Source organism: Streptomyces sp. MK7, assembly GCF_032658145.1.
GTDB classification, from domain to species: Bacteria; Actinomycetota; Actinomycetes; order Streptomycetales; family Streptomycetaceae; genus Streptomyces; species Streptomyces spiralis.
The window spans coordinates 76,782-91,120 of sequence record NZ_JAVACL010000013.1; the positions used below are offsets into that span (position 1 = coordinate 76,782).

Consider the following 14,339-nt stretch of genomic DNA (forward strand, 5'->3'; position numbering starts at 1 on the left):
GCCTCAGGCCGCGCTGGCCTCCCCGGTCACCGCCACCCGCTCCAGCAGCTCCGCGTAGGCCGTGCGGTCGAACTCGCCGGCCGCCGGGGCGAGGACCGTCGCCGTGGACAGGGCGACCGCGCGGGCCAGGCGGTCCGGCCAGGGCAGGTGCTCCACCAGGCCGGAGAGCAGGCCCGCCACCGCCGAGTCGCCGGCGCCGGTCGGGTTGCCGTGGACGCGGGCGGGCGGGGCGGCCCGCCACAGGCCCTCCGGGGTGCGCGCCAGGAGGCCGTCGACGCCCAGGGAGGCGACCACCGTGCGGGCGCCGCGCCGGCGGGCGTCCTGGGTGGCGCGCAGCGGCTCGTGGGCGCCGGTGAGCTCGGCCAGTTCGTCGGCGTTCGGCTTGATGATGTCGGGGCGTGCCGCCACCCCGCGCCGCAGGGCCTCGCCGCCGGTGTCCAGCAGCACGGGCACGTTCGCGGCGCGCGCGGTGCGCACCAGGCCGGCGTAGGCGCCCACCGGAAGTCCGGGCGGCAGGCTGCCGCACAGCGCGACCGCCGAGACCGAGCCGAGCAGATCCTCGTAGACGTCCTGGAAGGCGGACCACTCGGCCGGGGTGATGACCGGGCCCGGCTCGTTGAGCTGGGTGGTGTCGCCGGTGCGCTCGTCCACGACCGCCACCGTGCGCCGGGTCGCGCCGGACACCGGGACCAGCGCGTCCACCACACCGGGCGTCGCCGCGAGCCGCTCGTGCACCACGCGCCCGGTGGTGCCGCCCGCGAAGCCGGTGACGGTCACCTCGTGACCGAGGGCGGCCAGCACCCGGGCCACGTTGACGCCCTTGCCGCCGGGCCGCTCGGTCACCTCCGTCACCCGGTGGGAGACGTGGGGTCTCAGGGACGGCACCCGATAGGTGATGTCGAGAGCGGTGTTCAGCGTGACCGTGAGGATCACGTGGGCCGACCTCCCCCGAGTAGGTGCGCCTGTCACGGCGTACGCACGCCTGTCATGACGTCCCGGACGTCCGCCGGGACTTCGATCATGCCAAACGGAAGGCGCACCGCCCAGCCCCCGGACCGGCCGTCCGGCCGACGGCCGGCCGGACGGCGTCCGAAGGCCGGGGCGTACGACCGGACGGATCAGCCCAGTTGGGGATCGACCACCCATTCGCCGCGCCGCATCACGCCCTTGAGCGCGAAGTCCTCGTCCAGCAGCACCAGATCGGCGTCCTTGCCGGGTTCGAGGGAGCCCACCCGGTCGTCCATCCCGAGCAGCCGGGCCGGGTTGGCGGACAGCGCCCGTACGACGTCCTCTACCGGCAGCCGGTCGACCGTCACCGCGCGCCGGAAGGCCCGGTCCAGGGTGAGCGTCGAACCCGCGATCGAGCCGCCCTCCACCAGCCGTGCCACACCGTCGGCGACCTCGACCTCCAGCGGGCCGAGCATGTAGCGGCCGTCACCGCTGCCGGCGGCGTCCATGGCGTCGGTGATGAACGCGACCCGGGCCGCGCCGGCGTGGTGGAACGCCAGCTCCAGGGCGGCCTGGTGCAGGTGCACCCCGTCGTTGATCAGCTCGACCGTGACCCGCTCGTCCTCCAGCAGCGCCGCGATCGGGCCGGGCGCGCGGTGACCGAGCGTCGGCATCGCGTTGAACAAGTGGGTGGCGACGGTGGCCCCGGCGTCGATCGCCTCCAGCGTCTGCTCGTAGGTGGCGTCCGTGTGCCCGATCGCCGCGATCACGCCGTGCTCGGCGAGCAGCCGTACGGAGTCGATGCCGCCGGGCAGTTCGGTGGCGAGCGTGACCATCTTCGCGTGTCCGCGGGCCGCGTCGATCAGCTTGCGCACCTCGGCGGGGTCCGGGTGGCGCAGCAGCGCCTCGGAGTGCGCGCCCTTGCGGCACGGCGAGATGAACGGCCCCTCGAAGTGGATGCCCGCGATCTCGCCCTGCTCGGCCAGCTCCGACAGCAGTCCCGCCTGCTTGGCGAGGACGCCCATGTCGTCGGTGACGGTGGAGGCGACGACGGTGGTGGTGCCGTGGCGCCGGTGTGCGTGCACGGCGGTCAGCGCGTCCTCGGCCGAGCCGGAGAAGGAGGCCCCGCCACCGCCGTGGTTGTGGATGTCGACGAAGCCGGGGACCAGCCAGTGCCCGGTGACGTCGAGGGTCTCGGCGTCCGCGGGGGCCCTGTCGGCGATCCGCGTGCCGTCGACGATCACACGGCCGCCGTCCGCGATCCCGGTGGGCAGTACCACCCGGGCTCCGGTGAGAACCTTGCTAGGGGCCATCAGCTGGCTACCTCCGGGAAGTCGTAGAAGCGTTGAGGAGATCCCAGGCGAGGAGCCCCGCGCCCAGGCATCCGGCGGTGTCCCCCAGGGCCGCGGGGACGATCGACGGCAGTTTCTGGAAGGTGACCCGCCGCCGGACGGCCTCCCGCAGCGGTGCGAACAGGGTTTCCCCCGCTTCGGCGAGCCCGCCGCCGATGATCAGCGTGCCCGGGTCCAGCAGGGTCAGCGCGGTGACCAGCCCGTCGGCGAGCGCGTCCACCGCCTCCTGCCAGACCGCCTGGGCACGCGGGTCCCCGGACGAGACGGCCTTGGCGCAGTCCGCCGCGTCCGCGTCCGGGTCCCCGCACGCCTCGGCCCAGGCCTGGCTGACCGCGGAGGCGGACGCGAACCGCTCCAGGCAGCCGCGCTGACCGCACGGGCACGGGGTGCCCCCGGGCCGTACGACGATGTGGCCGATCTCGCCGGCGAAGCCGTGCGCACCCGCCTCCACCCGGCCGTCGATGCCGATGGCGCCCGCGATACCGGTGCCCAGCGGCACGAAGAAGAACCGGTCGGCGCCCTTGCCCGTGCCGATCCGGCCCTCGGCGAGCCCGCCGGTGCGCACGTCGTGGCCGAGCGCGACCGGGGCGCCGAGCCGCTCGGCGAGCAGGTCGCGCAGCGGTACGTCGCGCCAGCCGAGGTTGGCGGCGAAGGCGGCGATGCCGCGCTCCTCGTCGACGATGCCGGGCACGGCGACGCCGGCGGCCGCCGCGGGCTCGCCGAAGCGCTCGGCGCCGTATGCGCGCAGCTCGGCGGCGAAGCCGAGGATGCCCTCGACGACGGCGTCGGGCCCGCGCTCCCGGCCGGTCGGGCGGCGTGCCTGGTGGAGGAGGCCGCCGTCCGCGCCGACCAGCGCGGCCTTCATCCCGGTGCCGCCCACATCGAGAGCGATGACGTGTCTCACAGGGGACAGTGTGGCCCGTCGACCCGCAAGAGGTCTAGTCCACTCACGTGGTGTAGACCTATCGTGTCCGCATGGTGAACACGAGAACGATTTGAGGCTGAACCAGCAGTGCAGCGGCGTAGGACAGGAATGATCGCGGTGGTGTCCGCACTGGGCATGACGACGGTCCTCGGCGGCTGCGGGAGCACCGGCTCCTCCGACGTGACTCTGAAGCTGGTCGCGGCCGACTACGGCGACTCGGCGGCCAACACCTCCCAGAAGTACTGGGAGCGGCTGGCCGCGGACTACGAGTCCCGGCACCCCGGCGTGAAGGTCCAGGTCAGCGTGTACTCCTGGACGGACGTCGACCGCAAGGTCAAGGAGATGGTCGACGCCGGCGACCCGCCGGACATGGCGCAGATCGGCGCCTACGCCGACTACGCCGACCGGGGGCTGCTCTACAAGGCCGACGACCTGCTCTCCATACCCGTCCAGGCCGACTTCCTCGGCCGGCTCTCCGAGGCCGGACAGGTGCGGCACGTGCAGTACGGCATCCCGTTCGCGGCCTCCACCCGGGTGCTCTTCTACAACAAGACCCTCTTCGACCAGGCCCACCTCACCCCGCCCAAGAACTGGGACCAGCTCGCCGCCGACGCCGAGGCGCTGAAGGCCAAGGGCGTGGAGTACCCCTACGCGCTGCCGCTGGGGCCCGAGGAGGCGCAGGCGGAGACGATGATGTGGCTGCTGAGCGGCGGCTCCGGCTACACCGACGACATCGGCACCTACACCATCAACTCCCCGCAGAACACCGAGACCTTCACCTGGCTCAAGGACGAGCTGGTCGGCAAGGGCCTGACCGGCCCCGTCGCCCCCGGCAAGCTCAACCGCGCCGACGCCTTCGCCGCCTTCGCCAAGGGTGACGTCGGCATGCTCAACGGCCACCCCACGCTGATGCAGCAGGCCGCCGAGAAGGGCGTGAAGTTCGGCATGGTGCCGATGCCCGGCCGCAGCGGCACGCCCAAGTCCACCATGGGCGTCACCGACTGGATGATGGCCTTCAAGAAGAACGGCCACAAGGACCGGATCGGCGACTTCCTCGACTTCGTCTACAGTGAGAAGAACGTCCTCGACTTCTCCCGCGAGTACGACCTGCTGCCCGTCACCACCTCCGCCTCCGACGCGATGGCCGCCGCGGAGCAGGACAAGGACCTCTGGCCGTTCCTGGAGGAGCTGCCGCTCGCCCAGCTCTACCCGGTCGGCAAGACGTCCTGGGCCGGGATCAGCGCGGACATCAAGAAGCAGATCGGCCGGACAGTGAGCCCCGGGGGCGACCCCACCGCGGTCCTGAACCGGCTCCAGGAAAAGGCATCGGAGGCGGAGAGCGCGGAGAGCGCGGGCTAGGTCTGGGCTAGGTCCTGTCGTCGAATTCCCGTCGTCCGCCCGCGGGGCGGCCTCGCGGCGTCAGGTGCGTGCTCTGGGGGTCCCCCGGCCGAAGGCCGGGGGAGTGCCGGGCCCTGACCCTCGTACTGGATGTACTCGCGTCCGGGCCCGGTGCGGCGCGTGGGGGCACCTCCCACGCCGTCAAGGCAGTGGGGGAGCGTGCACGGCGTCGCGGGGCAGGCGGGAACTTGACGACAGGGCCTAGGGGGGCGTCTCGCGGGACCGCCGGGGCGGGCGTCGTTGTCGGTCGCGGGGGCTACGGTGCACCTATGGACGACGTGGGCGACGAGCGGGAGGCGCGGGCGAGCAGCCTGGACCGCAGGGAACGGGACATCCTCGCCCTGGAGCGCCGCGGCTTCGCCGGCCCCGGCGCGAAGGAGCGCGCCATACGCGAGGAGCTGGGCCTGTCACCCGTTCGCTACTACCAGCTCCTCAACGCCCTCCTCGACGACACCCGCGCCCTGGCGCACGACCCGGTGACGGTGAACCGGCTGCGCCGGGTGCGGGAGGCGCGCCGGTCCGAACGCTGAGGAGTGGTCGCGGCCCGCGGTGGATAGGTTCGGCATATGGGCAGCCAGGACAGTCACGAGACGAACCCGACCAACGCCGGCCCCTCCCTGCCGACGCCCGTCACGCGCGCCGGGTGCGACGGACTCGCCGCGCTGATCGCACACCCGGAGAAGGCGGTGATCGCCCTCGACTTCGACGGCACACTCGCCCCGATCGTGGCCGACCCGGACCAGGCCCGCGCGCACCCGGAGGCGGTGCCGGCGCTCGCCGCGCTCGCGCCGAAGCTGGCCGCCGTCGCGGTGGTCACCGGCCGCCCGGCCGGCGTCGCGGTCCGCTACGGCGGCTTCGCGGGCGTGCCCGGCCTGGAGCACCTCGTCGTCCTCGGCCACTACGGCGCCGAACGCTGGGAGGCCGCCACGGGCACCCTCACCGCACCGGCCCCGCACCCCGGCGTGGCCGCCGTCCGCGCCGAGCTGCCGGGCTTCCTCGACCGGATCGGCGCCTGGCGCGGCACCTGGATCGAGGAGAAGGGCCGCTCCCTGGCGGTCCACACCCGCCGCGCGGACGATCCCCAGGCCGCGTACGACCTGCTCTGCGAGCCCCTGACGGAGCTGGCCGCCCGCCACGGCCTGATCGTCGAACCGGGCCGCATGGTCCTCGAACTGCGCCCGCCGGGCATGGACAAGGGCGTGGCACTGTCGGACTACGTCCGCGGCCTGGGCGCCACCTCGGTCCTCTACGCCGGCGACGACCTCGGCGACCTCCCCGCCTTCGCCGCGATCGAGAACCTCCGCTCCGACGGCGTACCGGGCGTGCTGGTGTGCAGCGGCAGCACAGAGGTCACGGAACTCTCGGACCGAGCGGACCTGGTGGTGGAGGGCCCGGCAGGCGTGGTGGCACTACTGAGGACACTGGCAGCGCGGCTGTGAAACCCGCGGGCAGCCGTGCGAATCCGCGGCCTGCGGACAGCCGCGCCACGTGGCCCTGCGGGCAGCTGGGCCACGTACCCCTGCGGGCAGTCGTGCCGCCAGCCTGCGGGCAGTCGTGCCGCAGGGCGGCACGGGTGGGCGCTGGGGGTACCCCCTCTGGGGGAGGCACCCCCCCCGCGGGGCAAGCGCACCCCCACCTACCCCAGCTGATCCAACTCCCGCAGCTGATCCAGAAACCACTGAGCCGGCGGCAACGCAGTTGCCGCCGCGGCCAACCGCTTCGTCCGCTCCGCCCGCTCCGCCCCCGCCATGCTCAACGCCTCGTGCAGCGCACCCGCCGTCCCCACCACGTCGAACGGATTCACCCCCACCGCGTCCTCCCCCAGCTCCTCGTACGCCCCCGCCTCCCGCGACAGCACCAGCGCACACCCGGAGTCGGAGACGACCGGCACCTCCTTGGCGACCAGGTTCATCCCGTCCCGGATCGGATTGACCAGCGCCACGTCCGCGATCCGGTACGCCGCCAGCGACCGCGCGAAGTCGTCCTCGACGTGCAGCACGACCGGCCGCCACCCGGCGGTCCCGTACCGCTCGTTGATCTCGTCCGCGAGCCGCCGCACCTCCGCCGTGTAGTGCCGGTACACGGCGAGGTCCTGCCGCGAGGGGTAGGCGAACGCGAGATGCACCACCCGTTCGCGCCACTCGGGGCGGTCCTCCAGCAGCTGCCGGTACGCCAGCAGGCCCCGCACGATGTTCTTCGACAGCTCCGTACGGTCCACCCGGACGATCGTCCGGCGCGGGCCGCCGTCCGGGGCCGCGCCGATCTCCTCGCGCAGCGCCGCCATCCACTCGAAGACGTCCGCGCGGTGCGAGCGCTCCCGCAGGAACTCGGCGTCCGCGCCCAGCCCGTGCACCCCGACACGGGTGCCCCCGAGCCCGCCCACGAGCGCCTCGCAACACCCGGTGAACGCGTCCGCCCACCGCCGGGTGAGGAAGCCCAGCCGGTCGGCGCCCAGCATCCCGCGCAGCACCTGCCCGGCGATGTCGTCGGGCAGCATCCGGAAGTAGTCCACCGGCGCCCACGGCGTGTGCGAGAAGTGCCCGATGCGCACATCCGGCCGGAAGTCGCGCAGCATCCCCGGCACCAGGGTCAGGTGGTAGTCCTGCACCACCACGGCCGCGCCCTCGGCCGCCTCCTCCGCCAGCGCCTCGGCGAAGGCCCGGTTGTAGGCCTCGTAGGACGCCCACCGGCGCCGGAACTCCCGGTCGAAGACGGGCTCCAGCGGCGTCTGGTACAGCATGTGATGGACGAACCACAGCACCGAGTTGGCGATGCCGTTGTACGCGTCGGAGAACACCTTCGGGTCGATGTCCAGCATCCGCACCCGCTGCCCGCCGGTCGCCTCCGACGGCAGCCGGCGTTCGCCCTCGTAGCGGCGTACGGCCTCCCGGTCGGCGTCGCTCAGCGCGGCGCACACCCACACCGCGCCCGCGTCCGGCCCGATCGCGGACAGCCCGGACACCAGCCCTCCGCCTCCGCGTCGGGCATGGAGCGAGCCGTCCTCGCGGATCGCGTACGAAACCGGGCCGCGATTGGACGCGACCAGCACCTCGGCACCGTGCGTTGCAGCCATGGTCCTCAACCTAGCCCGCCCCTCGAACGCTCAAACGTGCGCGGGGACCACTCGGCACGGATCCCGCCGCCGACGACTTGTGAGAAACCTGTGATGGACATGAGGATGTGCGGTGTATCCGGGTGATCTCCGTCCGAGCGGTATGCCGGACGGTCCGTGGGGGGTGGGGTTCGTGCGTCTCATACGCGTGCGCCGGTTCGCCGGCACGGCGGTGCTGCTCGTGGCCGGCGCGCTGGCGCTGGCCGGCTGCGGCGACGGCGACTCCGGGGCGCCGAAGGCGGCGCGTCCGGCTCCGGCGACCGCGGCCACCGGACCGCAGCAGCCCGAGGAGCCGGCGAGCACCGAACCCGCGAGCCCCACGCCCACGCCGACCCCCACCCCGACGCCGGCCGCCACGCTGCGCGACTACACCGGCGCCCGCATCGGCACGGCCATCGCCGCCGCCAAGGCGAGCGGCGTCGGCTACGCCGTCCAGCTCCAGGGCACCGGTCGCCGGGCCTCCTCCTGGGGATCGGACGAGAAGGTCTGCGACCAGCGCACCCGCGCCGACGGCGTGACGTTCACCCTGGCCCGCGACGGCCGAGACTGCGCCGGCCGGCTGTTGCACACCCCGGCCCCCACGCAGGCCGGCTCCACCGCCGACGGCAGCAGCGGAAGCAGCGGCGGCGGAAGCATCAGCGGCGGCGGAAGCGGCGGCAACACGGCCTGCGCGATCACCAGCCCGGCCGGCAACTGCTACGCCGACGGCCAGTTCTGCGCCCAGCGTCACCACGGCATGAGCACCTACGGCAAGGGCGGCGAGTACCTGACCTGCGAGCAGGACGCGGCCGGCCGCTGGCGCTGGTCGGACGGTGCGGCCGGCTGACGCCCGGAACCCCGGGCGAGCCCGCGCTCAGGCCACCTTCCGGGTGGCGTACTCCGCGATCTCGTTCATCGGCGGGCGCTCCTCGGTGTCCACCGAGTACGTGCGCGGCTCGAAGCCGTCCTCGCCGCGCTCGAACTGGGTGAGGGCGGGGCGGATCAGATGGCCGCGGGCCAGGCGCAGCTGGGCGGTGCGGTAGATCGCGGCGGCCATCCGGCCGAGCGCCTGCCCGTCCTGGTGCCGGTGTCTGCGCACCCCCACGTCGACCTGCGCGAGGGCGTCCAGGCCCACCAGGTGCAGCGCGTCGACCAGCATGCCCAGCTCGACGCCGTAGCCGACGGGGAACGGCAGCTGTTCGAGCAGCGAGCGGCGGGCGGCGTACTCGCCGCCGAGCGGCTGCACGAAGCCGGCCAGCTGCGGCCAGTGCATGTTCAGCAGCGGCCGGGCCATCAGCTCGGTGACCCGGCCGCCCTGCCCGGCCGCCGTCGTGCCGCCGGCGTCGCCGCCGGGCACGGTCAGCGGGCGGTCGTACATCGCCTTGACCAGGTGCACGTCCGGGTCGGTGAGCAGCGGGCCCACGATCCCGGTGACGAAGTCGGAGGAGAACTCCCGCAGGTCGGCGTCGACGAAACAGACGACGTCCCCGCGGGTGACCAGCAGGGAGCGCCACAGCACCTCGCCCTTGCCGGGGACCGCCGGGATGCGGGGGAGTATCCCGTCGCGGTGCACGACCCGGGCGCCCGCGGCGGCGGCCCGCTCGGCGGTGCGGTCGGTGGAGCCGGAGTCGACGACGACGACCTCGTCGACGAGCGGCGCCCGCACCACCAGGTCCCGGCGGATCGCGGCGACGATGTCGCCGACCGTCTCCTCCTCGTTCAGCGCGGGCAGCACCACACTGATGGAGGAACCGGTCGCGCGTTTGGCGGCCAGGAGCGTGTGGAGCGGGCGATCGGTCACGGACCAGGAGCGTGTCCTCAGCCAGCGCTCGACTTCTTCCAGCACGGTGGACGGCTCCTCACTCCTGCTCGGCTCGCTCGCCAGGACCGGCAGTGCCCGGATCGCGGCGTGGATCACATCTTCGTGTGATCCGTCTCGCGGTTCGGACGACTCTCTCCCACTGTCCTGGCCGTCGGTTACAGTCTTGAACAACGCGGATGACCATCGCATGCCGGGGGTCATCACCCGCGACTCACAACCGAATACCGCTCATCCAGAGGGGCAGAGGGACACGGCCCGATGAAGCCCCGGCAACCCCCCTGAGCCGAACTCGTCTCCGCGAGGCGCCAGGCCAGGGAAGGTGCCAATTCCGTCTCACGGCGAGATGCGTCGTGAGGAAGATGAGGAGAAAGGGCCTCGCCTCACATGGCTGTGCAGACAGTTGCAAGCAGCACCTCCGGATCCACCGTCGACCTCGGCCCCGCCGCGGCACTGAGCTGTCGCGAGTGCGGTCACCGCGTCCCCCTCGGCCCGGTCTTCGCATGCGAGGAGTGTTTCGGCCCGCTGGAGATCGCCTACGACTTCTCGGCCTACGACACCGAGGAGCTGCGCAAGAGGATCGAGGCGGGCCCCGCGAACATCTGGCGCTACGCCCCGCTGCTGCCCGTCCCCTCGGACGTGGCGAGCAAGCCGAACCTCAACCCCGGTTGGACCAAGCTCGTCAAGGCCGACAACCTGGCCCGCGAACTCGGCGTCACCGGCGGGCTGTACGTGAAGGACGACTCCGGCAACCCCACGCACTCCTTCAAGGACCGCGTGGTCGCCCAGGCCCTGGAGGCCGCCCGCGCCTTCGGCTTCACCACCCTGTCCTGCTCCTCCACCGGCAACCTGGCCGGCGCCGTCGGCGCCGCCGCCGCCCGTGCCGGCCTCCGCTCCTGCGTGTTCATCCCGCACGACCTGGAGCAGGGCAAGGTCGTCATGGCCGCGATCTACGGCGGCGACCTCGTCGGCATCGAGGGCAACTACGACGACGTGAACCGCTTCTGCTCCGAGCTGATCGGCGACCCGGCCGGTGAGGGCTGGGGCTTCGTCAACGTCAACCTGCGGCCGTACTACGCCGAGGGCTCCAAGACGCTGGCGTACGAGGTCTGCGAGCAGCTCGGCTGGCGGCTGCCCGACCAGATCGTCGTGCCGATCGCCTCCGGCTCCCAGCTCACCAAGGTCGACAAGGGCCTCCAGGAGCTGATCAAGCTGGGTCTGGTCGAGGACAAGCCGTACAAGATCTTCGGCGCTCAGGCCGAGGGCTGCTCGCCGGTGTCCACGGCCTTCAAGGCCGGGCACGACGTCGTACGCCCGCAGAAGCCGAACACCATCGCCAAGTCGCTGGCCATCGGCAACCCGGCCGACGGGCCGTACGTGCTGGACATCGCGCGCCGCACGGGCGGTGCGGTGGAGGATGTGACGGACGAGCAGGTCGTCGACGCGATCAAGCTGCTCGCCCGCACCGAGGGCATCTTCGCCGAGACGGCGGGCGGCGTGACGGTGGGTGTGACGAGGAAGCTGATCGACAGCGGCGCCCTCGACCCGACGAAGACCACCGTCGTCCTCAACACCGGCGACGGCCTGAAGACCCTGGACGCGGTCGCGGGCACCGGCCTGACCGCGACCATCCGCCCGAACCTGGACTCCTTCCGAGAGGCCGGCCTCGCTTGACCTCCTCCTCGGAAGTCCCGAGGAGTCCAGTGGTCGCCCACTGGGCTTCCTGCTTCACCGCCGGCCGCCCCCGGGACGAACCCGAGCCGAGGTCCTACGCCGGCTCCACAGGCCGAAACCGCCAGCCCGGCGGCCGACACGCAAAGTAGTCTTATCGTGACTGGAGGTCAAGTCGCATGAGCGTGACCGTTCGCATCCCCACCATCCTGCGCACCTACACCGGCGGGCAGGCCGAGGTGAGCGCCGAGGGCGCGACCCTCGCCGAGGTCATCTCCGACCTGGAGAAGAACCACACGGGCATCGCCGCGCGCGTCCTGGACGACCAGGGCAAGCTGCGCCGCTTCGTCAACGTCTACGTCAACGACGACGACGTCCGCTTCGAGCAGGGCCTGGAGACCGCCACCCCGGACGGCGCGGGCGTGTCGATCATCCCCGCGGTCGCCGGCGGCTGATCATTACCCTGAGTAACTCGATTACCGATTGTTCACGGAACGGCCCCTTCCGTAAGAGAAGCGGAGGGGGCCGTTCTGCGTGATTGAGCGCGGTACAGTTGGGGAACGCGCCCCTGATCCATGAATCGGGAAGCCCTGGATTCCTGCCGCACGCCGATAAGAAGTAGCCAAAGTGTGCGAGTTTTTCGCGGCATTTGTCTTGTTTGTGGGGCCCGACTTGCCCTGAAACAAGATGAATTCTCGTCATATTCCGGACCCGGTCCGTCCAGAATTCTCGTCCGATTGACCTGTTGCAGACGGCAGTTGGACAGATACATTCAGCCGCGGTCGACGCGTTCCGGCGCACGCCCCCGTCCACGGGGGGTGAGGTCTGACCCGGGTCCGCGAAGTGTGGATCTGTGCAAGGGCCAGTAATAGGGGAGTTAGGCATGGCTCAGGGCACCGTCAAGTGGTTCAACGCGGAGAAGGGGTACGGCTTCATCGCGGTCGACGGTGGTGCGGACGTCTTCGTCCACTACAGCGCGATCCAGATGGACGGCTACCGCACGCTGGAAGAGGGCCAGCGGGTCGAGTTCGAGATCTCGCAGGGCCAGAAGGGCCCGCAGGCGGACATGGTCCGCGTCACGGCCTGATTCGCGCGACCACCGCAAGCGATCAGCTTTCGAAGGGCCCGCTCCTCCACCCGGGGGGCGGGCCCTTCGGCGTGTCGCCGCACGCGCGCGCTGCCACCCCGGCCGTCGCCCCCCGAGGGGGCTCGCTTCGCGAGCGCGCCTTGCACTCGGGTGGGTCGAGTGCTAATCATTGGCGTTAGCACTCTGAAGGTGAGAGTGACAGCGAAGGACCGGGTCGGTGAGGCCCGCGGGCCGGGTGGGGCAAGGAACCACGAGGCCGGCGAGCCGTCCGTCGCGGGCGCGGGCGCGGTCCGAAGGAATCACCCCCAGTCCTGGAGGGACCACTTCACATGGCCAAGATCATCGCGTTCGACGAGGAGGCGCGGCGCGGCCTCGAGCGCGGCATGAACCAGCTCGCGGACGCCGTCAAGGTGACCCTCGGCCCCAAGGGCCGCAACGTCGTCCTCGAGAAGAAGTGGGGCGCCCCCACGATCACCAACGACGGTGTCTCCATCGCCAAGGAGATCGAGCTCGAGGACCCGTACGAGAAGATCGGCGCCGAGCTGGTCAAGGAAGTCGCCAAGAAGACGGACGACGTCGCCGGTGACGGTACGACCACCGCGACCGTCCTCGCCCAGGCCCTGGTCAAGGAGGGCCTGCGCAACGTCGCCGCCGGGGCCAACCCGATGGCCCTGAAGCGCGGTATCGAGAAGGCCGTCGAGGCCGTCTCCGCCGCCCTGCTCGACCAGGCCAAGGAGGTCGAGACCAAGGAGCAGATCGCCTCCACCGCCTCCATCTCCGCCGCCGACACCCAGATCGGCGAGCTGATCGCCGAGGCCATGGACAAGGTCGGCAAGGAAGGCGTCATCACCGTCGAGGAGTCGCAGACCTTCGGCCTGGAGCTCGAGCTCACCGAGGGCATGCGCTTCGACAAGGGCTACATCTCCGCCTACTTCGCCACCGACATGGAGCGCATGGAGTCGTCGCTCGAGGACCCGTACATCCTCATCGCCAACTCCAAGATCTCGTCGGTCAAGGACCTGCTCCCGCTGCTGGAGAAGGTCATGCAGTCGGGCAAGCCGCTGCTGATCATCGCCGAGGACGTCGAGGGCGAGGCCCTGTCGACCCTGGTCGTCAACAAGATCCGCGGCACCTTCAAGTCCGTCGCCGTCAAGGCCCCGGGCTTCGGCGACCGCCGCAAGGCCATGCTCGGCGACATCGCCATCCTCACGGGCGGCGAGGTCATCTCCGAGGAGGTCGGCCTCAAGCTGGAGAACGCCACGCTCGACCTGCTGGGCAAGGCCCGCAAGGTCGTCATCACCAAGGACGAGACCACCATCGTCGACGGTGCCGGCTCCTCCGAGCAGGTGGGCGGCCGCGTGAACCAGATCCGCGCCGAGATCGAGAACAGCGACTCCGACTACGACCGCGAGAAGCTCCAGGAGCGCCTGGCGAAGCTCGCCGGCGGTGTCGCGGTCATCAAGGCCGGTGCCGCCACCGAGGTCGAGCTCAAGGAGCGCAAGCACCGCATCGAGGACGCCGTCCGCAACGCCAAGGCGGCCGTCGAGGAGGGCATCGTCGCCGGCGGTGGCGTGGCCCTGCTCCAGACCACCAACGTCTTCGAGAAGCTGGAGCTCGAGGGTGACGAGGCGACCGGCGCCCAGGCCGTGAAGCTCGCGCTGGAGGCCCCGCTGAAGCAGATCGCCGTCAACGCCGGCCTCGAGGGCGGCGTCGTGGTGGAGAAGGTGCGCAACCTGACCCCGGGCCACGGCCTGAACGCCGCGACCGGCGAGTACGTCGACCTGGTCAAGGAAGGCATCATCGACCCGGCGAAGGTGACCCGTTCCGCGCTGCAGAACGCCGCCTCCATCGCCGCGCTGTTCCTGACCACCGAGGCCGTCATCGCCGACAAGCCGGAGAAGGCCGCCGCGCCGGCCGGCGGCGGCATGCCGGGCGGTGACATGGACTTCTGATCCACCGGGGTCCCTCGCGGGACCTTCGAGGATCGGATCCGTCCTCTCGTACCGAGGGCGGCACTCCCTGGAAGCAGGGGGTGCCGCCCTCGGGCG

13 protein-coding genes and 1 riboswitch are annotated in these 14,339 nt (G+C 71.8%); of the genes, 8 read left to right on the forward strand and 5 right to left on the reverse strand.

Features of this window, described 5'->3' with window-relative positions:
- Nucleotides 1-3 precede the first annotated feature (3 nt).
- From R2S09_RS17085 to R2S09_RS17095, 3 genes are all read right to left on the reverse strand, one after another.
- Entirely contained in the window at nucleotides 4-933 is a 930-nt protein-coding gene (locus R2S09_RS17085) for a 1-phosphofructokinase family hexose kinase (protein ID WP_316741860.1), read from the reverse strand.
- 185 nt (nucleotides 934-1,118) lie between these two features.
- Nucleotides 1,119-2,261: an N-acetylglucosamine-6-phosphate deacetylase gene (gene nagA, locus R2S09_RS17090; RefSeq protein WP_306186718.1), complete on the reverse strand. Its 1,143-nt coding sequence runs from the start codon at nucleotides 2,259-2,261 to the stop codon at nucleotides 1,119-1,121.
- Nucleotides 2,262-2,268: 7 nt separating this feature from the next.
- Entirely contained in the window at nucleotides 2,269-3,204 is a 936-nt protein-coding gene (locus R2S09_RS17095; protein WP_316741862.1) for an ROK family protein, read from the reverse strand.
- A 129-nt stretch (nucleotides 3,205-3,333) separates the two neighbouring features.
- Here R2S09_RS17095 and R2S09_RS17100 point away from each other — a divergent pair, with 129 nt between their 5' ends.
- The 3 genes from R2S09_RS17100 (at nucleotide 3,334) to otsB (ending at nucleotide 6,062) form a co-directional block, all read left to right on the forward strand.
- Nucleotides 3,334-4,584, forward strand: a complete 1,251-nt coding sequence (locus tag R2S09_RS17100) for an extracellular solute-binding protein (protein ID WP_316741864.1) — start codon at nucleotides 3,334-3,336, stop codon at nucleotides 4,582-4,584.
- Nucleotides 4,585-4,892: 308 nt separating this feature from the next.
- Nucleotides 4,893-5,153, forward strand: coding sequence for a DUF3263 domain-containing protein (locus R2S09_RS17105; protein WP_306186713.1), 261 nt, complete (start codon nucleotides 4,893-4,895; stop codon nucleotides 5,151-5,153).
- Between the two features lie 36 nt (nucleotides 5,154-5,189).
- Entirely contained in the window at nucleotides 5,190-6,062 is an 873-nt protein-coding gene (gene otsB, locus R2S09_RS17110) for a trehalose-phosphatase (RefSeq protein WP_316741866.1), read from the forward strand.
- 197 nt (nucleotides 6,063-6,259) lie between these two features.
- On the opposite strand, the gene R2S09_RS17115 is transcribed toward otsB, so the two are convergent.
- Complete coding sequence (locus R2S09_RS17115) at nucleotides 6,260-7,696, reverse strand: trehalose-6-phosphate synthase (RefSeq protein ID WP_316741868.1); 1,437 nt, start codon at nucleotides 7,694-7,696, stop codon at nucleotides 6,260-6,262.
- 172 nt (nucleotides 7,697-7,868) lie between these two features.
- On the opposite strand from R2S09_RS17115, the gene R2S09_RS17120 reads away from it, so the two are divergent.
- Nucleotides 7,869-8,561, forward strand: coding sequence for a hypothetical protein (locus R2S09_RS17120; protein ID WP_316741870.1), 693 nt, complete (start codon nucleotides 7,869-7,871; stop codon nucleotides 8,559-8,561).
- Nucleotides 8,562-8,588: 27 nt separating this feature from the next.
- Here the strand turns inward: R2S09_RS17120 and R2S09_RS17125 are convergent, their stop codons facing one another.
- The gene (locus R2S09_RS17125) at nucleotides 8,589-9,560 is read right to left on the reverse strand and encodes a glucosyl-3-phosphoglycerate synthase (RefSeq protein WP_306186836.1); all 972 of its coding nucleotides are present in this window, start codon (nucleotides 9,558-9,560) and stop codon (nucleotides 8,589-8,591) included.
- Between the two features lie 201 nt (nucleotides 9,561-9,761).
- A riboswitch (SAM riboswitch) is annotated at nucleotides 9,762-9,902 on the forward strand.
- Between the two features lie 18 nt (nucleotides 9,903-9,920).
- Here R2S09_RS17125 and thrC point away from each other — a divergent pair.
- The 4 genes from thrC to groL all read left to right on the forward strand — a co-directional run bounded on the left by thrC (nucleotide 9,921) and on the right by groL (nucleotide 14,243).
- Entirely contained in the window at nucleotides 9,921-11,207 is a 1,287-nt protein-coding gene (gene thrC / locus R2S09_RS17130) for a threonine synthase (protein WP_306186707.1), read from the forward strand.
- 176 nt (nucleotides 11,208-11,383) lie between these two features.
- Nucleotides 11,384-11,659 (forward strand): MoaD/ThiS family protein, encoded by a 276-nt coding sequence (locus R2S09_RS17135; protein ID WP_030164968.1) that lies wholly within the window; start codon nucleotides 11,384-11,386, stop codon nucleotides 11,657-11,659.
- Nucleotides 11,660-12,087: 428 nt separating this feature from the next.
- The gene (locus R2S09_RS17140) at nucleotides 12,088-12,291 is read left to right on the forward strand and encodes a cold-shock protein (RefSeq protein ID WP_004986573.1); all 204 of its coding nucleotides are present in this window, start codon (nucleotides 12,088-12,090) and stop codon (nucleotides 12,289-12,291) included.
- A gap of 329 nt (nucleotides 12,292-12,620) precedes the next feature.
- Nucleotides 12,621-14,243 carry a chaperonin GroEL gene (gene groL / locus R2S09_RS17145; protein WP_306186705.1) on the forward strand — a complete coding sequence of 541 codons (1,623 nt, stop codon included), beginning with the start codon at nucleotides 12,621-12,623 and terminating at the stop codon, nucleotides 14,241-14,243.
- Nucleotides 14,244-14,339: the final 96 nt, after the last annotated feature.